This is a genomic window from Pantanalinema rosaneae CENA516 (assembly GCF_050753385.1).
GTDB classification, from domain to species: Bacteria; Cyanobacteriota; Cyanobacteriia; order Leptolyngbyales; family Leptolyngbyaceae; genus Pantanalinema; species Pantanalinema rosaneae.
On record NZ_JBLZFZ010000027.1, the window covers coordinates 1 to 23930 of the forward strand.

The window sequence follows — 23930 nt, forward strand, 5'->3', positions numbered from 1 at the left end:
AGATGTGTATAAGAGACAGTCCCTCATCTTCCTCACCTTCCCCCTCCCCCCATCCCCTCTTCTTCGTCGCCTCTCGCGGACACCACGCCGATATTGGCGGCATCACCCCCGGATCAATGCCACCGAGCAGCACTGCCATTACCCAGGAAGGAATTCTGATTGATCACGTTAAGCTGATCGATCGCGGACAGTTTCGCGAAGCCGAATTACTGGAACTATTAACCACGGGCGATTATCCCGTTCGGAATGTTACTCAAAATATTGCCGATCTAAAAGCGCAGGTCGCGGCAAACGAAAAAGGGGCACAGGAACTAATCAAGATGGTGCAGCACTTTGGCCTAGCGACCGTCCAAGCCTACATGCAACATGTGCAGGATAATGCGGAAGCGGCAGTGCGAAAAGCGATCGCGGCTTTAAAGGATGGTGCATTCACTTACCCAATGGATGATGGTTGCCAGATTCAAGTCACAGTAACAGTCAACCGCGAGGCTTGTAGGGCGACGATCGACTTTACGGGCACCTCTCCTCAGCAACCGACTAACTTTAATGCGCCGTTAGCCGTGTGCAAAGCGGCAGTCCTCTATGTGTTCCGGACGTTGGTGGATGATGATATTCCCTTAAATGCGGGCTGTCTGAAGCCATTAGACATCATTGTGCCTGCGGGTTGTTTGCTAAATCCTCAGTATCCAGCAGCCGTGGTAGCAGGCAATGTCGAAACCTCCCAGGCGGTGACGGATGCTCTGTATGGCGCGTTAGGAGTGCTGGCGGCTGCTCAAGGCACGATGAATAATTTCACCTTCGGCAACGATCGCTACCAATACTACGAAACCATTTGTGGCGGATCGGGAGCCGGAGCCAACTTTAATGGCACTGATGCGGTACATACGCACATGACCAATTCCCGCTTAACCGATCCCGAAGTGTTGGAGTGGCGGTTTCCAGTGTTGTTGGAACAGTTTGCGATTCGGGCTGAGAGTGGGGGGACAGGTCAGCATCACGGGGGCAATGGGGTGATCCGACGTATCCGGTTTCGGGAAGCCATGACTGCCGCGATTTTATCAAACCATCGCGTTGTGCCGCCGTTTGGTTTACAGGGTGGTTCTCCGGGGCAGGTCGGACAAAATTGGGTCGAGCGATCGTCCGGTGAAATTGAACCTCTGGGCAGTCAAGCGGAAGTTGAGATGCGATCGGGCGATGTGTTTGTGATTGCCACTCCAGGTGGCGGTGGTTATGGTTGTTAAGAGACGATCGGGTCATACTAGGATAAGTATTTTTACTCCTGCCAGAACCATAGAGAAGCTGCTAAGTTGGGGGGGAAGCTGTGATCCTTGAAAACCGCATAATTTCGTCAACCCCCACGGATGCCCTACCCTGTCTTGGTTTCCACCTTTTTTCTGCTCTCGTAATTGAGAATGAACTAGGGTTAATTGACAGGAAAAATCACCCCCTAAAAAATGGGTATCTGAAAGCCCGATGGCATAAGGGTTTCAAATTGCCAGGGTTCATTAACCCACTACCCCGCAAGGGGACGGAAACGAGTTGGTTGACCTTGCTCATTAAGAGAAGGCTTTAAGTTCATTAACCCACTACCCCGCAAGGGGACGGAAACTATGATGGAGTTTTTTTTAGTTTTCCATCTGCTGGTTCATTAACCCACTACCCCGCAAGGGGACGGAAACTTGCACCTTCAACTTCGGTGCTATAGCCGTCGGGGGTTCATTAACCCACTACCCCGCAAGGGGACGGAAACTTACCGCCGCCGCCGTCGTTTTGGAAGTTACCGGTTCATTAACCCACTACCCCGCAAGGGGACGGAAACCAAGAGTCATGTTTATTGTCTGGTTTTTCACTTTGGTTCATTAACCCACTACCCCGCAAGGGGACGGAAACCACCAACAAGCCAATCAAAGTGAAAAAAAAAAGCAAAAAGTTCATTAACCCACTACCCCGCAAGGGGACGGAAACGTATTGGGGTCTGGAACCCATTGTTGAGCTCCAGGTTCATTAACCCACTACCCCGCAAGGGGACGGAAACAACAGTGTGCATTTGCATAGTCTGTTATTCGGACTGGTTCATTAACCCACTACCCCGCAAGGGGACGGAAACTTGATAGTCAACAAGTTCACCTGGACGGGTTGTTCATTAACCCACTACCCCGCAAGGGGACGGAAACCTTCCCGTGGGCACTCCGTTTTTGTTTTCGGCAGTAAGCGTTCATTAACCCACTACCCCGCAAGGGGACGGAAACTGGGATAACAAGAGTGAATTTGAAACCGTTGACGAGTTCATTAACCCACTACCCCGCAAGGGGACGGAAACAGCAGCTTCGTAGTCTTCAGGCATGACATTTGCTTTGGTTCATTAACCCACTACCCCGCAAGGGGACGGAAACAATCCTCCACAACGACCTGTTGTACACCCTGACCGTTCATTAACCCACTACCCCGCAAGGGGACGGAAACCCTTCGTCAGGTGGGGTGTAATCCTCCACAACGACCTGTTCATTAACCCACTACCCCGCAAGGGGACGGAAACGTGTTGAAAAGCCACCCCAAGCTCAAAATTAGGAATGTTCATTAACCCACTACCCCGCAAGGGGACGGAAACAATTAGAGACTTTGGTGATACCAAGTTATGATTAAAGTTCATTAACCCACTACCCCGCAAGGGGACGGAAACGAGGAGCCATAAAATCCATGGCTAGAGGGTTGTTGGTTCATTAACCCACTACCCCGCAAGGGGACGGAAACTGCCGTAAACGAAATTTGTCCCAGGTGATTTTTTAAAAGTTCATTAACCCACTACCCCGCAAGGGGACGGAAACTTCACCATTTGGCTTGAGAGCAATTTCTTGCCCTCGTTCATTAACCCACTACCCCGCAAGGGGACGGAAACGCTCCAGACCAGCAACCATTATTTCTGGTACAGTCGTTCATTAACCCACTACCCCGCAAGGGGACGGAAACATACTGGGCTAATACATCGGTTGACGAACCTAAAGTTCATTAACCCACTACCCCGCAAGGGGACGGAAACAAGAGGTGAGTAGGCTGTAATGAATCCCATCACTAAGTTCATTAACCCACTACCCCGCAAGGGGACGGAAACCCAACTTCCTCATCTAACCAATCAGGAGATGTTGGGTTCATTAACCCACTACCCCGCAAGGGGACGGAAACCACCGATTTTCTGAACCAATGTGATGGATGTGATCAGGGTTCATTAACCCACTACCCCGCAAGGGGACGGAAACGCTAGCCATCGTAATGATGGACTGTTGACCCAAGAGTTCATTAACCCACTACCCCGCAAGGGGACGGAAACAAACCTCCCCATCGCCAGCAAGCTTCGTGAGAAGCTTGGTTCATTAACCCACTACCCCGCAAGGGGACGGAAACCATTACCGGGCAATTGATACCCTTTTGAGGTAATGGTTCATTAACCCACTACCCCGCAAGGGGACGGAAACCCTGCGACCATGATTTCAGGCGCTTTCAATCTGTGTTCATTAACCCACTACCCCGCAAGGGGACGGAAACGGTAACGCATTGACAGGCTCAATAACGCTTGAAAAAGTTCATTAACCCACTACCCCGCAAGGGGACGGAAACGTGATACCGCAACGTTGGGAATGACAGCATTAAGTTCATTAACCCACTACCCCGCAAGGGGACGGAAACTCTCCTCCTACACAGTGGTAGGTAAATTTAGTTTGTTCATTAACCCACTACCCCGCAAGGGGACGGAAATTAGGTCGATCGCGATCGCGCAAGAATTTTTGGTGGAAGCGGCGATCGTTGCGGTAAAGTGACCCCAGATATAGTTGACGATCGCACAAATTGCCCATGTCCCGTTCTAGCTCTTTGCGCTACTACATTCTGGCGCGGTTGCTGTTGGCTCCCCTGATGCTATGGGTGATCACCACCGCCGTATTTTTGTTACTACGGGCTACTCCCGGTGATCCGGTGGATGCCTTGTTAGGTCCCCGCGCTCCCCAAGCCGCCAAGGATGAACTCCGTAACCAATTGGGCTTAGGTAAACCCCTGATCATGCAGTATCTCGATTACATGGGATCATTACTGCGGGGCGACCTGGGTAACTCCCTCACCAGTCAGGGGCAAACCGTCTGGGAGATTATTCAACGCTTCTTTCCGGCAACGGTGGAATTAGCCGTCATCAGTATGGCGATCGCGCTGATCGTCGGCATTGGTGTGGGCATCCTATCTGCCTCCCGTCCTAATACTTCCTTTGATGTGGGTGGACGCTTGTTTGGCATTCTCACCTACTCAATTCCCATGTTCTGGCTCGGCATGGTGCTGCAACTAATTTTTTCTGTAGGACTAGGCTGGTTTCCCCTGGGCACTCGCTTCCCGGTCACGATCCCTGCCCCCGATGGGCCCACTGGGCTGTATACGATCGATAGTCTGCTGCATGGCAACCTACCCCAGTTCTTCACCGCTCTGTATTACCTGGCGTTACCTTGCCTGACTCTGGGGATTCTAATTAGTGGCATCTTTGAACGGATTGTCCGCGTCAACCTCCAGAAAACTCTGCAATCCGATTATGTGGAAGCTGCCAGAGCCAGAGGCATTCCCGAATCTCGGATTCTGATGTCCCATGCTTTAAAGAATGCCTTAATTCCCGTGATTACGATTTTGGGCTTAACCCTAGCCGCTCTCCTGGGTGGGGCACTGCTCACCGAAGTCACCTTCTCCTGGCCCGGACTGGCAAATCGCCTCTATCGCGCGATCGCCCAACGGGACTATCCTACAGTGCAGGGCATCATCGTCTTTTTTGCCGCGATCGTGGCGGCAGCCAGCATCCTGGTCGATATTCTCAATGCCTACATCGACCCCCGCATTCGCTATTAATCACCGATCGATTGCTGGTTAAACCGTTCGAGAATCTGGTTGGCGTAGGTGGCGATACTGGGGTATGCGTCGTCATTCCAGGATTGTGGTGTCGTATCGGTAAACTTGTCGGGATTGCCGGAATACCACCAGGCGGCTACTCGGCGGATCGCTTCGGATTGATTCCCGTTAGCCTGGACGATCGCCTGTTGCCAATATTCCGTCAGCTTGTGGTCGATCACCATAATCTGTAACCCCGGACTATTGAGAAATTCCTGGGGGGATACCTCTCGCCCAACCGCTTCCAGACTCCACTTGGCTAATTGCTCGGGCATCACCTGCCCCAAACCTAACGCTCCACTGCCGGAGGGATTCTGTAACTGATGGTTGCCGTCACTCTCCTGGTCAATAATTGCCTGTCGCAAGTTGCGGATCAGGGCGGACGTTGCGGGAGTTGGTTCAAAGGTGGCAAGTTGAGCCGTTGCCAGTTCATTCGCTGGGCTCGGTTCCGCATTAAACTGTTGCCCGATCGCATCGACTACCGAATCCGTTGCCATCATCATTAGCAAAATTGCCATGACAATCCGGAGATGCAGATGCCCATTCGATGTCGTTAAGGCTTGAATCCAATCCTGTAGCACTGGATGGCGTACACGGCGTTTTCTGACTGCCCGAACGCGGCGACTTGAGCCTGCCTGGAGTCGGGTTGGAGCCATCCGATCGCCTCTCCGAACGGTGATCGAGGGATGGACACCGACAGAACCAACGCCTTGAGTGGTCATGCTACGGGTAAATTTGGAAACACTGCGACCCATTTTGCCATTATTCTCTATAACTGTCTGGATTCTTTGGGCTGGGTTTGCGATTGGCACAAGACCCTGTACCCTAGTCCCTGTACTCTTTGCTGTTGGCGACCCCCATGAACTATTGGCTGATGAAGTCTGAACCAGAGGCTTACAGCATTACGGATTTAGCCCGCGATCGCACCACCTTGTGGGATGGGGTACGGAACTATCAAGCTCGGAACTTTTTGCGATCGATGCAACTCGGTGATCTGGCATTCTTCTATCATTCCAATACCACGCCTCCCGGAATCGTTGGACTGATGCGGATTGTGCAAGCCAATGTGCTTGACCCTACCCAATTCGACTCTAGTAGCAAATATTACGACCCCAAATCCACTCCGACCTCTCCCCGGTGGCAGACCGTTGAGGTAGAATTTGTCGAGCAATTTCCCCAAATCATCTCCCTCGATCGGCTCCGGCAGCAATTCAGCCCCGACGAGTTACAGGTCGTCCGCCAGGGGAATCGGCTGTCTGTGATGCCCGTTCCCACCGCGATCGCGCCACAAATTCTGCACCTTGCCAACCCTTAACCTGATCGCTGACTGAGTCATGGTGAAAAGGACGATCGAGAATCAATTGGCTCTGTTTTGAATCACTGGGAACAAATAGCGACCGCAGTCGTCTAGTTTTTCCCTAAGGCAATAAAATTAGCTATCTGCTCTACAGCGATGCTGCATTGAGAAAGGGCTGTCCGTCAGGGCAAAGCTTTTGCATCCTCCTAATTTGAGTGGTTTGCGTTGGGGATATTCACCTATGAAACGAATTTTATTGAGCAGCTTCATTACAGCCTTATCTACTGTTGCTCTAGTCACCAGTGCCCATACCCAAAGTTTTGAAGATGCGGCGCGGGTAGCAGAACAGCAACAAGCCTGTAAAAACTATGTGACGCGATCGATGGCTGAGCGTGACCGTGTCAATCCTAACGCTATCAATTCCAACGATATTCAGGTCGCTTTGGGACGAGTCGATCGCAATGGCACTGCGATCGTTAATTGGCGGATTCAGAACCGACGAGTGTCGGGCTACTGTACCGTGAACCGGAATGGACGGGTGATCAACTACCAGCAAACCAATAGCTCCGGTGGCAACTTCTATTCCGATGTGGAAAGAAACTGGGGCGGTGAGGTGCGTGCCTTCCGGGCTAGGGTCGAAGGCAATGCCTCCCTGGAATTAATGAGTCGCCCCACTCGTGGTCGTGATAAGGGCAATGAAGTTGGCAAGGTGCAGGGAGGCGAATTAGTCACCGTCAGGCGGCTCTATCGGGGTGACAATGACTTTACCTGGGCGTTAGTCACAGGCAGTAATGGTCAGGAGGGCTGGATCAATTCCCGCCGGTTGCAGCAAGAACAGGGTACAGCCTCCCAGGTGGAATATAACTGGGGTCGGGAAGTGCGATCGTATCGAGCGCGGGTAGAAGAGGGTGGCAGATTGGAACTCTTAAACCGTCCCTCGAAGGGCAGAAATGCCGGGAAGCAAATTGCCTCAGTTACAGGTGGGGAACGGGTGACAGTTCGGCGTACCTACAAAGATAATGAAGGAAACAACTGGTCACTGATTCGAGGTTCCAATGGTCAGGAAGGCTGGATTAACTCCCGCAGACTCAATCGAGACTAAGGTGAATGGGGCGACTGGGCTAGCGATCGGGGCGCTACGCCGGGTGCATCATATCGCCTTAAATGTCCAGAATATGCAGGCATCCCGCCATTTCTATGGCACAATTCTGGGCTTGCATGAATTGACGGGTGATCAAGTGCCAGCCACCTTAAAGGAGTTGGTGGCAACGGGCAAAGTGGCTAACTTCGTAACTCCCGACGGGACGGTGTTGGATCTGTTTGGCGAACCTGAGTTGTCACCCCCCGATCCCGATCCCAGTCGGCAATTTACCCGCGCCAACCATCTGGCGTTTGATATTGATCCCCAGATGTTTGAGCAGGCGATCGCGGTATTACAGCAGCATCAGGTGCGGATCGATCATGGTCCGGTCAGCCGTCCGACCGGGCGCGGCATTTATTTTTATGATCCCGATGGTTTCTTGCTGGAAATTCGCTGTGACCCAGAACCGATTAAAAATTAATTAATTCTCTCGCCACTTAGATCAGTTCTTCCTACGATCGGGGCAGACTGCAATAGGTTCCTAGAGCAAGATTAAATCAATTCCTGATGAAACGTTGGCTACCCTGCTTCGCCGGACTGGTCGCACTCGGAATAGTTGGCTATGCCCTGGTACTGTTAGCAGACAATCCCAGCGGCGTAATTTATCAACATGTTTCCTGTCCCACCCTGGATCATACAAAAGCCAAGGGCTTCCAAGTCCTGAGTACCCATCGCTGGTCAAAGGGCATGGTGGTGCTATACAGTGCGCTTTGTCCAACTCAGGATGGCAAATCCTCCCTGCAACGGGTGTTTGGGCATCAGGTAGTGCAGCGCAACGGCATGAGTTGGCATGTCAGTAGTAGCGATAGTTACGGCACAGGTCGCACTCCCACTTCGCCCGAAAAATTAATTGAATATGGGATTAGCCGATCGCAGAGCCAGGAGGGCGATCGCTACACGATTCTGTATGGTCAGGTGCTAACCCCCAAAGTGAAGGCGGTAGAAGCCACATTTAACAATGGCATGGTGTTGCAACAGCGTACCGTCAATGGCTCCTTTGCTCTGTTATCTCCGGATGCGACAGATATTTGTGAATTACGGATTCTGGGCAAAGATAATCAGATTTTGCGCCAAAAAGAATTGGGCAGACCGTTGAGTCCCTTAGTGCCCAAAAGTTTAGTCAGTCACGATCGGGTAAAACACCGTTGCCTGCCAGTTTCCAACTATTTATAACAGTTAACGCCGATAAAAACGGGGATGAGGTGCCGTCATCCCCGTTTGTCTACTTACTGAGAGTTTCGAGACTATATCTGAGGAACATACTGTTCTTTTTCAGGTATATCTGTATACTCAGCCACGATTCGGCGAAACTCTTCGCCATCGATCGTTTCCCGTTCAATCAACAGATCCACCAAGCGGTCAATCACCGTCCGATTATCACGAATGAATGCCCGTGACATGTCGTAGCAGTGTTCGACGATCGAGCGCACTTGGGCATCAATCCGCGACGAAATTTCTTCGGAATATTCCGATCGCACCATCAAATCGCGGCCCAAGAACACTTCAGAAGACTGACCTTCTAGCGATAACGGTCCTAAATCTGACATGCCGAAGCGAGTCACCATTTGCCGCGCCATGTTGCTGACCTGTTGCAAGTCGTTGCCTGCCCCAGTCGTAACTTCGGCATCGCCAAATACCACTTCTTCCGCTGCGCGTCCGCCTAACGCCCCGGTGATCCGCGCCAAAATTTGGGAGCGAGAGATCAAGCTTTGTTCTTCGTTAGGAGTAAACCAGGTTAACCCCCGCGCCTGTCCCCGAGGCACCAGCGTCACTTTTTGTACCGGATCATGTTCCTTCAGCAGCGTCCCAACGATCGCATGTCCAATCTCGTGGTAGGCGATTAACCGCTTACTCTTGCTATCGACTAAGGGCGTACCTTCCATCCCGGCAATCACGCGATCGACCGCATCATCGATTTCCAGCATCGTGATCGCTTCCTTGCGGCGGCGGGCAGTCAGAATAGCGGCTTCGTTCAACAAGTTAGCCAGATCTGCTCCAGAGAAGCCGGGAGTCCGACGGGCGATCGCTTCGAGGGAGATTTCGGGAGCCAGCTTTTTGTTGCGAGCATGGACTTTCAGCACATCCAGACGACCTTTAATGTCGGGCACATCCACGGTGATCTGGCGATCGAAACGACCGGGACGAAGCAGCGCTGCATCCAAGACATCGGGACGGTTGGTGGCGGCAATCACAATAATGCCCGTGTTACCCTCAAAGCCATCCATTTCCGTCAGCAATTGGTTCAGGGTTTGTTCCCGTTCATCGTTGCCGCCGCCGATGCCAGCCCCCCGTTGCCGACCCACCGCATCAATTTCATCAATGAAGATAATACAGGGCGCGTTTTCTTTGGCTTTCTTGAACAAATCCCGGACGCGAGAGGCACCTACCCCGACAAACATTTCCACAAACTCGGAACCGGAAATGCTGAAGAATGGTACGCCCGCTTCCCCCGCGATCGCTTTTGCCAGTAGGGTTTTCCCGGTTCCCGGCGGTCCAACTAACAGCACCCCTTTAGGAATCCGGGCACCAACGGCGGTAAAGCGTTCTGGCTTTTTCAGGAAAGTGACGACTTCTTGCAATTCTTCCTTGGCTTCCTCAATCCCAGCCACATCGTCAAACATCACCCCGGTTTTGGCTTCCATCTGGAACCGGGCGCGGGACTTGCCGAAGTTCATGGCTTGACCGGGACCACCGGGCACATTCCCCGATCGCCGGAACAAAAAGAACAAGCCACCAATCAGGAGAATGGGGAAAATTAAGTTACCCAACAGTCCCCAAATGGCACCGTCGTTACGGGCGGGATGAGAATCGAAGCTAATTCCTGCTTGTCTGAGTTTAGACACCACTTCCGGAGAATTACCGGGTAGATCAACCCGCAGACGCTGGAGGCGGTTGTCTAAATCTGGATCAACGGCTTCCACGATCGCCGTCCGTCCGCCGTCATACAGGTCAACGTTCACCACGCGATCGGTGTCCAAATATTCTAAAAACCGTCCGTAGGTCATGCGGGTGCTGGCAGTATTCCGACTCATATTCATTGGAGTGGCGGCAAATGACCCCTGCCAGACAAAGAACCCGATCACCAGGGCTGGCAGCGCCCAGAGCAGAACTGTTCTCCAAGAAAGTTTCATAAACGAGCGTCCCCTCGATGCAGCTACAAAAATAAATCGCTTTAGATATGAATCGCTATGAAGCGACTTCTTTCAACCAGAACCGTGGCTCTAGCTGTCCTCCGTCACCATCTTCCTGGCGAATCACTCCCCTGCGGTGAGTAAAAACTCCCATACAACAAGAGGATCAAGCTGAAAGAGTAATGTTAATTAAATGTAACGTAATTATCAGGATCAGGGCAACTGAGCAGAGAGGTGTGCCTGATGGGAGGGTGAGGCAGGTGGGAAGGGTGAGGAGGATAGAGTGGCAGGGATGCTGCTGGAATCGGGAGTTTAATCCCCCAACAAAAAAGGGCGAGCTGGCTCACCCTGGATGTAACGGTTATAGGTAGCTGTTCTCAGAATTAGCAGTGGTTAGCGCTCTTCTACCACCCGCAGCGTGTAACCGGGGGCATTGTTTTTCTTGTAGGAACTTACCCAGATGGAGTAGTCTCCAGCCTGCCATTGCCCTGAGATGCCGGGATTGTTGCCGTCAAAGTCGTCGTTGCACCATACTCCACCGGGCCCTTTGATGATCAGAGCGGTATCTTCGTTGCTTTCGACTTGCAGGTTAAGAGCGTTGAAAAACTTGGTCAGCTTCAGGACGTGATTAGGAGTGCTGGAGACAAACCCAGAGCAGGGCCCGGTTTGAGTATCGCTTGTCCCGGCGATCGCGGTGGCAGCCACATCACCGCCCCCCACGCCTTCGAGTTGCAACGGGTTCGGCGAAAACTGGGGCGCGATCGTCACCTTAGCGGGTTGGGAGAGGGCAACCTGAGACTGGGTGGCAAGACTGGTGAAAAGTGCGATTGCTGCGATCGCACACCACAATGGCGATCGACGGAAATTGAATCGACAGGGATTCATTTTGACCATGACTCATGCACAGTTGACTGTATGTGAATAGATGACGTTGGTAAAACCGCAGAGTTCCAGTAAGGTTGCAGTCTCAGGATTCCCAGTCCTTATTTTGCTACAGTCAGGGCTTTTTGTAACCGATCGCGATCCCAACCTTTTTGATGCAGGAGTAACCAGGACTGGATCAGATCAGGCCCACGGGTATCGCCAGTCAGGGCAACCCGCAGAATCGGTTTGAGTTGACCTTCTTTCCGTCCCAGATCCTGAGCCACCTGTTTCAACAAAGCGGCGGCACTGGTTTCATCCAGGGATGCTTGCGGTTGGGTTGCTGCCAGAATACCCTGGACGATCGCACCTGAGCCATCCTGTTGCAGTTTTTTAGTCGCTTCTTCCGTAAATTCCACGTCGGCAACAAACAGATAGCGGCTCATGGCAACCGCATCCTCTAAGCGGGTCAGACTGGGGGCGATCAAGGCGGTTAATTGTTCCAACCACGATCGTTGCGCCGTCCAATCGGTGGTAAATCCAGCTTCTTGCCAGTAGGGAATTAGCAAATCGGTCAACTGATCGATCGGCATCGTATGGAGATACTGACTATTCAGCCAGTTGAGTTTATCCCAATCGAATTTGGCTCCAGCTTTGTTGACGCGATCGAAGCTAAAGGCTTGGGCAGCTTCCGATAGGTTGAAAATTTCGGTCATGCCTTCGGGGGGCGACCAGCCCAGCAGGGTCATATAGTTACCGATCGCTTCGGGGGTGTAGCCCATACGGCGGAAGTCGGAAATGGAGGTGACACCATCCCGCTTAGACAGTTTGGCTCCGGCTTGATTCAGGATTAATGGAGTGTGACCAAATTGGGGGACGGTGGCTCCCAGGGCTTCATACAGCAGAATTTGCTTAGGAGTATTGCCGATGTGATCCTCACCCCGGATCACATGGCTGATTTGCATATCAATGTCATCAACCACCACGACAAAGTTATACAGGGGTTGTCCAATGTCGTTGGCAGAAGCAGCCCGAGCGATCACCATATCGCCGCCTAAGTCCCGCCCTTTCCAGGTGACAGTGCCCCGGACTAAATCATTCCAGGCAATTTCGCGATCGTCATCGATTTTGAACCGAATCACCGCCGTTCGCCCTTCTGCCTCGAAAGCGGCTTGCTGTTCTGGGGTTAAAGTCCGATGGCGATTGTCGTAACGGGGAGCCTGCCCACGGGCTTTCTGGGCTTCCCGCATCGCGTCCAGTTCCTCTGGAGTATCGTAGGCGCGGTATGCCAACCCTTGATCGAGCAACGTTTGGATCTTGTCGCGGTAAGTTTCAAATCGTTGGGTTTGATAAATCGGACCTTCATCCCAGGTTAGCCCTAACCAGGTCAGTCCTGCCAGAATGTTATCGGTATATTCGGGGCGCGATCGCTCCAAGTCGGTGTCTTCAATCCGGAGGATAAATTTGCCGCCATTGTGACGAGCAAATAGCCAGTTAAACACCGCCGTCCGGGCAGTGCCGATGTGCAAATTTCCAGTCGGACTGGGAGCAATGCGAACACGAACAGTCATAAACCAAAGGATACGGGTAAACGTTTAACAAATAGGCAGAATTGCCCTGATCCATTCTCGCCTTTCAGCGCCGATCCGCAAACCTTACTGGATCATTAAGGTTTTTATTGCTCAGACAGCTTAATCTTGATGGTACGTCGTTGGGCATAATAAGTGCGATCGCCAGAACTCCAGGGCCAGATCATTCCCCGCGATCGCATCTATCTAACGGCATGGTTCGGATTGACTGAATTTATTGTTCTATTACTCTAATTGCTGCTATGGAAACTGCTCAGCGAGTTACTCAAACTGCCCTGCGCCAGTTCCGCTTACGCACAACGTTGGTGGTGCCGTTTGTGGTACAGATTGTGGCAGCCGTCAGTTTAGTCGGGTGGCTATCATTTCGCAGTGGGCAGCAGGCTGTAACCGATTTGGCACAGCAATTACGCAGTGAAGTGACAGCGCGAGTGCGCGATCGGATTCGGATTTATGTGAGTGTGCCGCCGTTAGTCAATCGGGTGAATGCTGATGCGGTTGATCTGGGCATTCTGGATTTCCAAAATATTCAGGCAGCCGAACCGTATTTCTGGCGGCAGGTCTTGACCTATCAGGCGATCGGCTATGTCGGATTCGCCAATGAACAGGGGCAGTACAGTCGCGTGGGTTGGATCAATCGCTGGTCGCCATCGGAGCGTCCCCAGGTTGCCGAGCAATTAGAACTTGGTACAGGTAATTTGAATCTGTACGATCTGGATCCGCAGGGGAATCGGGTTCGGTTTGCCCAAAGTATTCCGAACTATGATGTCCGGCAACGTCCGTTTTACACCGCGATCGCCGGGTCACGAAAACCCGCTTGGAGTGAGATTTTTATTAATGTCACGAATCCCACACTGCAAATGAATGCGACGCAGCCGTACTACGATCGCGAGGGCAATTTGCTCGGGATTCTCACCTGCCAGATGAGTCTGAATCAGATTCGCGACTTTCTTAGCACCTTAAAAATTGGGCGCACCGGGCAAGTTTATATTGTGGAACCGACCGGGAATCTGGTGTCTACCTCGCTGAAGGATCAGCCACTGTGGAAAAAAGTTAAGGCAGATCTGGTGCGAGTGCGGGCGATCGATAGCCAGAATCCCTTAATGCAATCAAGCTTTACCTTTCTCAGTCAGCACTTCAATAAGCTGGAATCGATCCAACAGGACTATCAATTAGACTTCGTGACGGCGGATGGACAGCGACAATTTTTGCAAGTTTCCCCATTTACGGATAAACATGGGCTGAACTGGTTGATTGTGGTTGCCATGCCGGAATCGGATTTTATGGAGCAGATTATTATCAATACGCGGACGACCGTGTTGTTGTGTCTGCTGGCATTAGCCGTCGCGATCGTGGCTGGGTACTATGTGGCTCGCTGGATTAGTGGCAAAATTCTCAAGCTGGATCAGGCAGCACAGGCAGTCGCCAATGGCGATTTTGATCAGTCTGTGAAAGTGACGGGTGGGATTGCCAGTGTAATTGAGTTAGAAAATCTGGCAAGTTCGTTTAATAGCATGACGCGCCAACTCAAAACCTCCTTTGAAACCCTGGAACACCAACGGAATTCCTTCGCACGATTTTTCCCGCCGGAGTATCTCAAGTTTTTGAAGAAAGCGGATGTTACCCATGTGGAACTGGGGGATCATGCCAGTAAAGAAATGGCAGTGATGTTTTCGGACATTCGCTCCTTTACGCCGATGGTAGAAAAAATGACTCCCCAGGAGAGTTTTAATTTTGTCAATGCTTACCTGGGATGGGTCAGTCCTGAGATCCGCAACTATAACGGGTTTGTGGTCAAATTTATGGGCGATGGCATGATGGCAGTGTTTCCCGATCGCGCCGACGATGCGATTCAAGCGGGGATTGCCCAATTCCGCCAATTGCAACAGTACAACCAGGAACGCGAAGCCCAGGGCTTACTGCCGATCTCGATCGGTATGGGCATTCACTTCGGGCATGTGATGGTGGGAATGGTGGGGGAAAACAATCGGGTGCAGGGCGATACGCTATCCGATAATGTCAATCTCACCTCCCGGCTGGAAGGCTTAACCAAGTTCTATGGCGTTTCGTTGCTGATTTCCGCCGATTTATTACAGCGATTGGCAGATCCCGATCGCTACCAGCTCCGATTTTTAGATCGGGTAATTGTCAAAGGTCGGAGTGAAGCGATCGCGATTTACGAAGTGCTGGATGCGGAAGTCGAAACGAATCGTCAATTAAAACTGCATACCCTGCCTGAGTTTAACCAGGGAGTGCAGCATTACCGTGACGGCAATTGGTTGGAAGCCCGTCAGTGCTTTGAGCAAGTATTAGGAATTAATCCATTGGATCGAACAGCCAGTTTATATCTGAAGCGAATTGATCAGTTGCGGGAGCAAGGAATTCCTGCTGACTGGAATGGAGTCTGGACATTCACCGAAAAATAAATTGGCGTAGTGTGCTAACTAGAGAGTCTCGTCTTACGATCGTTCCATGAATCAACAAATCATTTACGCAATGTGCGGCTTACTTGAGATGCCTGTAAACAGCCCTCACCCTCACCCATTAGGAGAGAGAACCAGAGCCTTCCAAAAGCCCTTCTCCCCAGGGAGAAGGGTTGGGATGAGGGAAAATTAGTTGCACATCACGTCAATTTCATATTTTCAAAAAGTTAATTTACTCATAGGTAACAATAAAATCTTATTCAAAAAACAAATTAATCAAATTTATTTATGCAGGCAGATAGCTATCGTTAAGCGTGACTACAAGTAGCTGGTTCCGACTTTTGCGTCATCCAATTCCGCTCCGATTTGCTCTGGTCATTCCCTTTGTATTGCAAACTGTGGGAGTCGTAGCGCTGGTCGGTTATTTGTGCTATCGCAGTGGACACCAGGCAACGGCAGACCTGGCGAATCAGTTAATGCGAGAGACGGGCGATCGGGTTCACAACAATCTGGACTCGCACTTTTCCTTAATTGAGTCTGTCACTGAGATGAATGCCGCCCTCGTCAAGCAAGGGATATTAGATGCTGACGATCTTGCCAGACTGCAAACCTACTTTGTCCAACAAACTCAAACATTTCCGGCCTTGAGTATTGTTGGGGTAACGAATACAGCCGGGGATTTTATTTCGGTGCAGCGCTTGACTCCGGAGCGGATGGTAATTCGCAAAGTGGATACTACTGCCAGTCGCGGGTTTTATCGCTATTTTGCCGATCAAAACGGGGAGAATCTGCAACTACAAGATATTCGCACCGATTTTGATCCCCATAATGATCCGCCGGGAAATTCACTGTATAAAGCAATCCAGGCGACGCAAAACGACCAGTGGTATTTAATTGTCAGTTTGGCAAAGGGCAAAGATCGACCTGAAATCCACCTCTGCTATACTGCCCCATTGGTGAATGCCCAAAATCAATTTCTCGGGACGACCGGGGCGACGAACGCCTTGACGAAAGTGGGTGATTTTCTCGCCAATTTAAATATCAGTACCAATGGACAGGTGTTTCTGCTGGAGCGCAACGGTCTGCTCATTGCGACTTCCACCGGAGAAGTGCCCTTCGAGCAACAACCCGAGCAAAACTTGGCTAAAAACGTTAATGCTCATCGCCGCCGCCTCTCGGTCATCCATAGCCAAAATGCGATAACCCGCGCTACAGCCGATGTGTTACTCAACCAGAATCAGTCGTTTGAGCAGATTACCCAACCACAATCCTTACAGTTTACGGTCAACTCCGATCGCTACTTTGCCCAAGTGGTGCCATTCCGAGGCAAATTGGATTGGTTGATTGTGGTGGTGGTGCCCGAAGCTGATTTTATGGACGAAATCCACGCTAATCTGCGGCAGACGTTGCTATTGTCTGGTTTAGCGCTGGTCGTGGCGATCGCCTCAGGGTTAGCGATTGCCCACCACGTTTCAGTGCGGATTGTGCGGATGGAGCAAGCCAGTCAAACCCTGGCAGCCGGAGACTTGACCCAACAGTTGCCAACTGATAGCTCGATCGCGGAAGTGCAAGGACTGGCAATGTCGTTTAATCGCATGGCAGACCAACTCCGGCAGTTGTTCCAGCGTCAGGTGGAGGCAGAAGCAACCCGCCAGAGCGAAGCCCGCTTCCAACAACTTGCGGCGGCTGTCCCCGGCATGATCTATACCTATGCTCAGTATGCCGATGGTGGCTACGGATTTGAGTATGTCAGTTCAGCCAGCCAGACGATTTTGGAACTGGAGCCAGCGCAAATTGTCGCAGACGTGAATACTGTTTTCGATCAAATCCATCCCGACGATCGCCCCAGCCATCGGGCTGCCGTCCTCCACAGTACCGCGACGCTGGAGCCGTTTACCTTTGCCTTCCGCAATATCACGCCATCTGGGCAACTGAAATGGCTGGAAGCAAATTCTCGTCCCCTCCGCCAGGAGGATGGCACACTGGTCTGGTATGGCATTCTGTTAGATGTTAGCGATCGCAAGCAGCTAGAAGAGGCACTCCGCCGCTCTGAAGCCAAAATTAGAGCCATTCTGGATAGCACGATCGCGGCAATTGCCAGTATGCGAGTGTTTCAGGATGGTCACTGGCAAATTGACCATACCTCAGCGGGATGTGAACTCCTGTCGGGGTATACCTCGAAAGAGTTAGCCCAGGACAATACGCTATGGGTTAGTCGGATTGAACCAGACGATTGGCAGGCGATCGTCGCGCAAGTCTTTGCCAGTATCTTTGCCGAACAAACGGCTACCTATGAATATCGCTTTCGTTGTCAGGATGGTAGTCGGCGTTGGATTTCGCAAACCAATAATTCCTGCTGGGATGCGGCGCAACAGTGCTGGGTCGTAACCGCCGTTTCAGTCGATATTACCGATCGCAAACAAGCCGAACAGGAACTACAACGGGCAAAAGAAGCCGCCGAAGCCGCGAATCAGGCGAAAAGCACCTTCCTGGCAAATATGAGTCATGAACTCCGGACACCCCTGAATGTGATCCTGGGGTTTACCCAACTGCTCCAGCGTCATTCCCGCTCCACCGACGATCGCACCTATTTGCAACTGATCCAGACCAACGGGCAGCATTTGCTGAAGTTAATTAACCAAGTGTTGGATTTAGCCAAAGTCGAGGCGGGAAAACTTACCCTGGAACAACAGCCCATTGATCTGTTCTCACAACTGCGATCGCTGCCGGATATGTTCGGCGATCGCTGCGATCGTCAAGGCTTGCAGTTTTATCTAGATATTCTGCCCGGTGTGCCGCAGTACATTGTGGCGGATGGGCAAAAGCTACATCAAGTATTGCTGAATCTCTTGAGTAATGCGATTAAGTTTACGGATGCTGGTAGTGTCACCCTGCGGGTTGAAGTGGTGGAATCGGCTAAAACATCACTGCTCCCAGCTTCAGACCACGATCGCGAATCGCTCATCTGCTTGTTGTTTCAGGTGCAAGATACGGGTATTGGTATTGCCACTCAGGAATTAGAGCGAATCTTTGATGCCTTTAGTCAGACGGTGGCGGGTCAAACTGCTCAGGAAGGGACGGGATTAGGACTCACGATTAGTCGGCGGTTGGTGCAACTCATGGGCGGTGAACTGACGGTGGCTAGTGGGTTAGGGCAGGGGAGTACCTTTCAATTTACGCTCCCGGTGACACCGGAGATCGCCGCTCCCATCCCCGCCGCAGGGCGCGATCGCGTAGTCATTGGTCTAGCGCCTGATCAGCCGCACTATCGCATCCTGGTGGTCGATGATCAGGCCGAAAATCGGTTGTTGTTAGTCAAATTGTTGGAACAACTGGGCTTACCCGTGTATGAAGCCGCGACTGGAGAAGAAGCGATGGCGTTGTGGCAGCAATGGCAGCCTGACCTGATCTGGATGGATATGTGCTTGCCGGGGTTGAGTGGCTATGAAACGACTCGTCACATTCGCGCCTTAGAACGGGACAGATCGCGTCTGCCTACCGTGATCATCGCCCTGACCGCCCAAGCCTTACCGGATGATCGTACCCTTGCCCTGGCGGCTGGTTGTGATGACTACATCAGTAAGCCGTTCCAAGCCGAGACGCTATGGCAAAAAATGACAGAACATCTGGGAATGCAGTTGATTTATGCCGACGATCGTCCAGTTTCACCCGCCGATGGACAAGGGACGATGCAACCACCATTGACGGCTGCGGATCTGACCGTTATGCCGCCAGCATGGTTAGCTGCTCTATATCAGGCTTCAGTCCGGTGTCAGGATGAGGTGGTGAGACAATTACTTCAGCAAATTCCACTGGAACATGCGGCTTTGGCTCAGGAGCTAGAGAAACTGACCTATAACTTTAAGTTCGAGGTCATCATGGGCCTGACTAAGGTTTATAGTGACGGCGAATAGCTGCCTGTCACTTCAGTATGGAAACTTGAGGTGATAAATCGGTAGCCCAAACCGAGGCAATCAAAGAGTTGACAATCCCCAGTTTGGGTAGGTAATAGGTATGCCTAAAGATATGAAGCGGTTAACTGCACATCCGCATGGTGCCAAGCGGTTTCAAACCGGGTGCGGACTGCCTCAGCCGCCTCGGTTTTGCCCTGAGCTTGTAAGCTAGCCGCTAGACCAAACAATGACCAGCCATTTTCAGGATATCGAGCTAAATCCTCCCGGTAAATGGTTTCCGCCTCGGCGGGACGTTGTGCCTGTAACAACACCCCACCTAAGGTTTGCCGAACGGGAGAATGCCATGCTTGCGGTTCGACATACTTGAGCGTATCTTCTAAGGCGATCGCGGCCTGCAAGTCCTGAATCGCGGCATCATAGTTGCCCTGGGCGGCAGCGAGTTCGCCAGACAACACCTGGGCAGCGAGTTGTAATAGCGTGGCGGCGGAATTGCTTTCAATCTTCACCGATTTCAGTTGGGGGTCTGCCGCGATCGTGCGTAACTGCTGCAACTCTTTCATGCCTGCCTGGAGGTTTCCAGTGGCTCGGAAGGCAGTGCCTCGGGCAAAATGCCACACTCCCCGTGGATAGGGCAGATTGTTAGTTGGAGCCGTTGTCGCTAAAATCTCATCCCACTTGCCAAATTTAACCCAGGTATAGAGTGGAGTTGCCGCATGATGCTGTAATGTGCCCTGGCGTGAGTTTTCGCTTAACTGGCGATCGGCATTTGTGGCAATCTGTTGAGCCGCCTCCAGTGCCACTTGACCTTCTCCTCCCATCATGGCGGCGACCCAGAGAAAGTGATAGTTGTGGGGAGCATACAGTCTGGTTAGGTACTGACTTTGCACAGGACAGGTTTTGGCATACTCCTGATCTGCTTTGACCGCCTGCTGGTTGGCAACGACAGCATTGTGATATTGACCGAGTTGAATCTGGATATGGGAGGGCATGTGCAGTAAATGTCCGGCTCCAGGGACAAGGGTTTTGAGCCGATCGGCATGGGGGACGGCTTGCTCCGGTTGCGGCGAGGCTTCGACGGCATGAATGTAGTAGTGATTGGCTCCCGGATGGTTGACGTTCAGCGTTAAGGCGGACTCCAGGGCTTTGAGAATTTCCACTGTCTCGGGCTTGGGCTGACTGCCATTCCAGTAATACCAGGGAGTCGTATTCATTAAGGCTTCGGCAAATAGCGTCGCGGCATCCGGATCGTTGGGATACTGTTGGGCAACCTGTCGCATGGCATCGGCATAAGCACGATCGAGCGGACGACGATCGGCGGGGGGATTTTGCACATAGCGAGTGGCTAATGCCTCAACATAGGCTCGTTCCTCGGTCGGGGCGGTTTGGCTCAGCGATCGCGCCGTCTGAAGGGCTTGCCACGCTTCTGTTGCCCCCTGCTGGGACATGCCCGCATTAATGTGAGGCCCCAGGGCTAGGGCTAAGCCCCAATGACACATGGTACAGGTCTGATCCAGGCGAATCGCTTCTCGAAAGGCGCGGGCTGCTTCTGGGTGATTAAACCCATAGACTAAGGTCAGTCCTTGATCAAAATACTGTTGCGCCTGGGGCGATCGCGTCGTGATCGGATGATGATAGTCGCCCAGGTTGTCAAACAACACCACGGGGCAGGCAGATTGGGGATCGGTCGATCGTTGGGCAGTTGTGAGCGAGGCAGGGAGTTCGGCACACATCGCCTGATCGGAATTCAGTGAGCAAATCATGCCCAGCCAGTGAGATGGACTGCTCACAAACGTCAGGATCACAGCCGCGAAACCAATGAGCCAAAACCGGAATCGGCGAATGATCGACATGGTTTTACTAAATTAATTTATCGAATAGCTTGACTGAGTGATGTGACAAAGATGTGTAACTGATGTCACAATGGCTGTCTGTGATCGCTAACTAGAACTGAAGTTCTAGATCGATGGGATTTCGAGCGGCACGATCGCTAACATCAATGCATTTTCTGCAACTCAAAACAGTCTGGTTTCGGAATTAAGTCAAGGTATTAAACCAAAATTGGTCGGGATCAATCACTATTTGGATTGATCCTAACTGTTAAACCTTACCTTAGTTTTGGACGAGGGCTAATTTTCGCAAACTGGTTAAATTCGGTTCGCCGGGTAGCTCTGTGGCATAAACTTCGCAGGAATTATTCGGGCTTTCAATCAATTTCACTTTATGGAGTTGTGCCCCAATTTGCCGGATCGGTTCTTGCAACAAATCTCGAATATGTACCGCGATATTTTCGGCGGTAGGAACGACCTGAGTAAAGTAAGGAATATCCTTATTCAAAAAGGTGTGATCAAAGGGTTCTACGACATAATTATCGATCGCGGTTTGAAAGGCAGCTAGATCTGCAATCATGCCTGTGTGGGGATCGATTTCGCCTTTGATCGTGACTTCTAGATGGTAGTTATGACCATGCCCGTTCGGGCGGGCACACTTTCCATAAATGTCACAGTTCTCCTCATAACTGAGGTCAGGACGGGCAAGGCGATGGGCGGCACTGAAATGAGTGCTGATTGTGAGGTAAGCTTCCATATCGTTTCCGTAATAATCTGACCAGAGTTCGGGATGTTCAAACAGTTGAATACGCACCAGGGGCAGGTGGGGGGATAACCGTTGCCAGATCACCCGCGCCATATTTTCCGTCGTCGGTAAGGTCTGCTGAAACTCTGTCCAAACCTCATTCAGGTAAGCAAAATCAAGCTGGCTTGTCACTTCCTGCTTAATCACCTGCTTAACATCTGACAGGTTCAACACCATGCCGTATTCATCTAGCTCACCTGCCATCGAGACATACAGGACATAGTTATGCCCATGTCCCGGAGAACGGGTACAGTCACCAAATCGCTCAATATTCTCGGCATCACTCAGTTCGGGCAGCCAGTAACGGTGACTCGCTGAAAACTGAGCGCGACGATTGATAATGCACTTCATAGGGGTTTCAGGGAAGGAGAGCGTATTAAGTTCCGTAACGAACTTAAGCTTTTTTTTAGGATAGCCGATCGCCACCCTTAACCGCAGTGATCCGCTCCGTCCTCTTGTCCCTCTGCCGCAAGGCTAGTCTAACTTCAACGCATTCGCAGGCACTTCATCCCACGACTCCACCGTCCGGAGCCGCGCTACCCACCCATCTGCCTTTTGGTCATCGGATAGATTACTTTTAAATGTCTCATGACAATCCTGGGCTTGAGACTCATCGCAGCAGGCGATACAGGAGTACAGAATCCCAGATGGATCAAATTGCTCGTTTACCCAAATTGGCATGACTCTCAATCCTTGTCAGCGAACCCTTGGTCTTCCAGAATGCCACAGTTCAACGCTTTTGCATAATGCTCCGAGGCATGATCCCAAATTTTATCTCTCTAGAGCAATTAGCATTGTGGGGGCAGTGGGAATGCTCATCCCCACGATGGTCGTTGGTGTAGGCGAAGCGGTGTATGGTGAAAAGGTTGCTCTCGGGGACTGGGAACGCCCCGTATTGACATGGCGAAATGAGTATGAAGCACTTAGTTCCACTACTGCTCTTGATGTTTGTGCCCATTTCGATCGCGGCGGACTGGCTCCATTGGGGGACAACTGCCGTATTTGTCACCTCCGCCCTGGCGATCGTGCCGTTAGCCATCTGGTTGAGTACAGCCACCGAGAAGGTAGCGGTCGTAACGGGTCCGAATGTGGGGGGGTTAGTAAATGCGATTTTTGGCAATGCGACGGAGTTAATTATTGCGCTAGTGGCGCTCCGCGCTGGATTGGTCGATATCGTGGAAGCCAGCATCACGGGCACAATTTTGAGCGATCTGTTACTGCTGTTGGGATTAGCTATGTTAACGGGTGGGCTACGCTATCGAGAGCAGGAATTTCAACCCATTCTGACTAAGGTGAATGGTTCCTCAATGACGCTGGCAGTAATTGCGATCGGGCTACCAACCCTTGTGATTTGGACATCTGACATTGTGGATACCGCGATCGTTCGGAATCTGTCATTGGCAACTGCCAGTGTATTAATTGTGGTTTATGGTTTAACGTTGTTATTTTCTCTCAAAACCCATAGTTATTTATATCAAGTGGGTCTGGCAGATGAAGACTCCGAGGCTTCTACTGAAGCGGTGAGCAAACAGCCCAAAGGCTCGAAGCTATGGTTTTGGATTGGTGTGCTACTGCTATCCACGATCGCGATCGCCTTTGAGTCCGATCTATTTGTGGGCGTGGTGGAATTAGAAACCCAGCAGTTAGGGCTAACTCCATTATTTACTGGGGTGATTCTCATTCCTTTTATTAGTGACGTGGCGGGTTATGTGACTGTCGTGCGATTAGCGATGAAAAATCAAATGGATTTATCAGTGGCTACGGCAACCGGAGATAGTTTGCTAGTCGCTTTATTTGTGGCTCCAGTCCTGGTGTTTGTCGGGCAATTTGTGATGGGGCAACCGATCGATCTCAACTTTAATCCCTTTGAAGTCGCGGCATTAGCGATCGCAGTGACGGTCACAAATATTGTCAGTTCTGAAGGGCGGTCTAATTGGTTAGATGGCGCATTGTTGTTAGCGACTTATTTAATTTTAGGAGTCGCATTCTACTACCATCCTCCGGCTGGAATTGGCTTACTTAGTGGGCAATGAAC

16 protein-coding genes and 1 CRISPR repeat array are annotated in these 23930 nt (G+C 51.5%); of the genes, 9 read left to right on the plus strand and 7 right to left on the minus strand.

Annotated elements, in window-relative coordinates; all coding sequences use genetic code 11:
• Positions 1 to 1241 (plus strand): hydantoinase B/oxoprolinase family protein (locus tag ACN4EK_RS16490; RefSeq protein ID WP_431659117.1); only part of this gene is annotated, 1241 nt, incomplete at its 5' end.
• 259 nt (positions 1242 to 1500) lie between these two features.
• Positions 1501 to 3751: direct repeats of the CRISPR family, unit length 36 nt; unit sequence GTTCATTAACCCACTACCCCGCAAGGGGACGGAAAC.
• A gap of 95 nt (positions 3752 to 3846) precedes the next feature.
• Positions 3847 to 4872, plus strand: a complete 1026-nt coding sequence (locus ACN4EK_RS16495) for an ABC transporter permease (protein WP_431659118.1) — start codon at positions 3847 to 3849, stop codon at positions 4870 to 4872.
• Here the strand turns inward: ACN4EK_RS16495 and ACN4EK_RS16500 are convergent.
• Positions 4869 to 5723: a lysozyme family protein gene (locus tag ACN4EK_RS16500; protein WP_431659119.1), complete on the minus strand. Its 855-nt coding sequence runs from the start codon at positions 5721 to 5723 to the stop codon at positions 4869 to 4871. The two genes, ACN4EK_RS16495 and ACN4EK_RS16500, sit on opposite strands and share 4 nt — an antisense overlap.
• Before the next feature lie 47 nt (positions 5724 to 5770).
• Between ACN4EK_RS16500 and ACN4EK_RS16505 the strand changes: the two genes are divergently transcribed.
• From ACN4EK_RS16505 to ACN4EK_RS16520, 4 genes are all read left to right on the plus strand, one after another.
• Complete coding sequence (locus ACN4EK_RS16505) at positions 5771 to 6226, plus strand: EVE domain-containing protein (protein WP_431659120.1); 456 nt, start codon at positions 5771 to 5773, stop codon at positions 6224 to 6226.
• A 223-nt stretch (positions 6227 to 6449) separates the two neighbouring features.
• Positions 6450 to 7310: a GW dipeptide domain-containing protein gene (locus ACN4EK_RS16510; protein WP_431659121.1), complete on the plus strand. Its 861-nt coding sequence runs from the start codon at positions 6450 to 6452 to the stop codon at positions 7308 to 7310.
• On the plus strand, positions 7264 to 7770 hold the full coding sequence (locus ACN4EK_RS16515; protein ID WP_431659122.1) for a VOC family protein: 507 nt from the start codon (positions 7264 to 7266) through the stop codon (positions 7768 to 7770). The genes ACN4EK_RS16510 and ACN4EK_RS16515 overlap by 47 nt, the downstream gene beginning before the upstream one ends.
• Positions 7771 to 7856: 86 nt before the next feature.
• Positions 7857 to 8522, plus strand: a complete 666-nt coding sequence (locus tag ACN4EK_RS16520; protein ID WP_431659123.1) for a hypothetical protein — start codon at positions 7857 to 7859, stop codon at positions 8520 to 8522.
• 71 nt (positions 8523 to 8593) lie between these two features.
• Here the strand turns inward: ACN4EK_RS16520 and ftsH2 are convergent, their stop codons facing one another.
• The 3 genes from ftsH2 to gltX all read right to left on the minus strand — a co-directional run bounded on the left by ftsH2 (position 8594) and on the right by gltX (position 12912).
• Positions 8594 to 10480 carry an ATP-dependent zinc metalloprotease FtsH2 gene (ftsH2, locus tag ACN4EK_RS16525; protein WP_431659124.1) on the minus strand — a complete coding sequence of 629 codons (1887 nt, stop codon included), beginning with the start codon at positions 10478 to 10480 and terminating at the stop codon, positions 8594 to 8596.
• 393 nt (positions 10481 to 10873) lie between these two features.
• Positions 10874 to 11374, minus strand: coding sequence for a hypothetical protein (locus tag ACN4EK_RS16530; protein WP_431659125.1), 501 nt, complete (start codon positions 11372 to 11374; stop codon positions 10874 to 10876).
• An 89-nt stretch (positions 11375 to 11463) separates the two neighbouring features.
• A complete protein-coding gene (gltX, locus tag ACN4EK_RS16535) occupies positions 11464 to 12912 on the minus strand; it encodes a glutamate--tRNA ligase (protein WP_431659126.1) in 1449 nt (482 codons plus the stop codon).
• A 260-nt stretch (positions 12913 to 13172) separates the two neighbouring features.
• Between gltX and ACN4EK_RS16540 the strand changes: the two genes are divergently transcribed.
• Both ACN4EK_RS16540 and ACN4EK_RS16545 read left to right on the plus strand, forming a co-directional pair.
• Positions 13173 to 15353, plus strand: coding sequence for a cache domain-containing protein (locus tag ACN4EK_RS16540; RefSeq protein WP_431659127.1), 2181 nt, complete (start codon positions 13173 to 13175; stop codon positions 15351 to 15353).
• 311 nt (positions 15354 to 15664) lie between these two features.
• A complete protein-coding gene (locus ACN4EK_RS16545) occupies positions 15665 to 19264 on the plus strand; it encodes an ATP-binding protein (RefSeq protein WP_431659128.1) in 3600 nt (1199 codons plus the stop codon).
• Between the two features lie 104 nt (positions 19265 to 19368).
• Here ACN4EK_RS16545 and ACN4EK_RS16550 read toward each other — a convergent pair whose 3' ends face one another.
• The 3 genes from ACN4EK_RS16550 to ACN4EK_RS16560 form a co-directional block, all read right to left on the minus strand.
• Positions 19369 to 21114, minus strand: coding sequence for a tetratricopeptide repeat protein (locus tag ACN4EK_RS16550; RefSeq protein WP_431659129.1), 1746 nt, complete (start codon positions 21112 to 21114; stop codon positions 19369 to 19371).
• 259 nt (positions 21115 to 21373) lie between these two features.
• Positions 21374 to 22246 carry a 6-carboxytetrahydropterin synthase gene (locus ACN4EK_RS16555; protein WP_431659130.1) on the minus strand — a complete coding sequence of 291 codons (873 nt, stop codon included), beginning with the start codon at positions 22244 to 22246 and terminating at the stop codon, positions 21374 to 21376.
• Positions 22247 to 22369: 123 nt separating this feature from the next.
• Positions 22370 to 22576 carry a glycogen debranching protein gene (locus ACN4EK_RS16560; RefSeq protein ID WP_431659131.1) on the minus strand — a complete coding sequence of 69 codons (207 nt, stop codon included), beginning with the start codon at positions 22574 to 22576 and terminating at the stop codon, positions 22370 to 22372.
• A 233-nt stretch (positions 22577 to 22809) separates the two neighbouring features.
• Here ACN4EK_RS16560 and cax point away from each other — a divergent pair, with 233 nt between their 5' ends.
• Positions 22810 to 23928, plus strand: a complete 1119-nt coding sequence (gene cax, locus ACN4EK_RS16565) for a calcium/proton exchanger (RefSeq protein WP_431659132.1) — start codon at positions 22810 to 22812, stop codon at positions 23926 to 23928.
• Positions 23929 to 23930 lie beyond the last annotated feature (2 nt).

What these genes read in the sequence shown, in the direction of transcription:
- ACN4EK_RS16555 (WP_431659130.1), bottom strand. Translation starts at nt 22,246, where the DNA reads ATGAAGTGCATTATCAATCGTCGCGCTCAGTTTTCAGCGAGTCACCGT.
- ACN4EK_RS16520 (WP_431659123.1), top strand. Translation starts at nt 7,857, where the DNA reads ATGAAACGTTGGCTACCCTGCTTCGCCGGACTGGTCGCACTCGGAATA.
- ACN4EK_RS16560 (WP_431659131.1), bottom strand. Translation starts at nt 22,576, where the DNA reads ATGCCAATTTGGGTAAACGAGCAATTTGATCCATCTGGGATTCTGTAC.
- ACN4EK_RS16530 (WP_431659125.1), bottom strand. Translation starts at nt 11,374, where the DNA reads ATGGTCAAAATGAATCCCTGTCGATTCAATTTCCGTCGATCGCCATTG.
- cax (WP_431659132.1), top strand. Translation starts at nt 22,810, where the DNA reads ATGAAGCACTTAGTTCCACTACTGCTCTTGATGTTTGTGCCCATTTCG.
- ACN4EK_RS16505 (WP_431659120.1), top strand. Translation starts at nt 5,771, where the DNA reads ATGAACTATTGGCTGATGAAGTCTGAACCAGAGGCTTACAGCATTACG.
- ACN4EK_RS16510 (WP_431659121.1), top strand. Translation starts at nt 6,450, where the DNA reads ATGAAACGAATTTTATTGAGCAGCTTCATTACAGCCTTATCTACTGTT.
- ACN4EK_RS16495 (WP_431659118.1), top strand. Translation starts at nt 3,847, where the DNA reads ATGTCCCGTTCTAGCTCTTTGCGCTACTACATTCTGGCGCGGTTGCTG.
- ACN4EK_RS16550 (WP_431659129.1), bottom strand. Translation starts at nt 21,114, where the DNA reads ATGTCGATCATTCGCCGATTCCGGTTTTGGCTCATTGGTTTCGCGGCT.
- ftsH2 (WP_431659124.1), bottom strand. Translation starts at nt 10,480, where the DNA reads ATGAAACTTTCTTGGAGAACAGTTCTGCTCTGGGCGCTGCCAGCCCTG.
- ACN4EK_RS16540 (WP_431659127.1), top strand. Translation starts at nt 13,173, where the DNA reads ATGGAAACTGCTCAGCGAGTTACTCAAACTGCCCTGCGCCAGTTCCGC.
- ACN4EK_RS16515 (WP_431659122.1), top strand. Translation starts at nt 7,264, where the DNA reads ATGGTCAGGAAGGCTGGATTAACTCCCGCAGACTCAATCGAGACTAAG.
- gltX (WP_431659126.1), bottom strand. Translation starts at nt 12,912, where the DNA reads ATGACTGTTCGTGTTCGCATTGCTCCCAGTCCGACTGGAAATTTGCAC.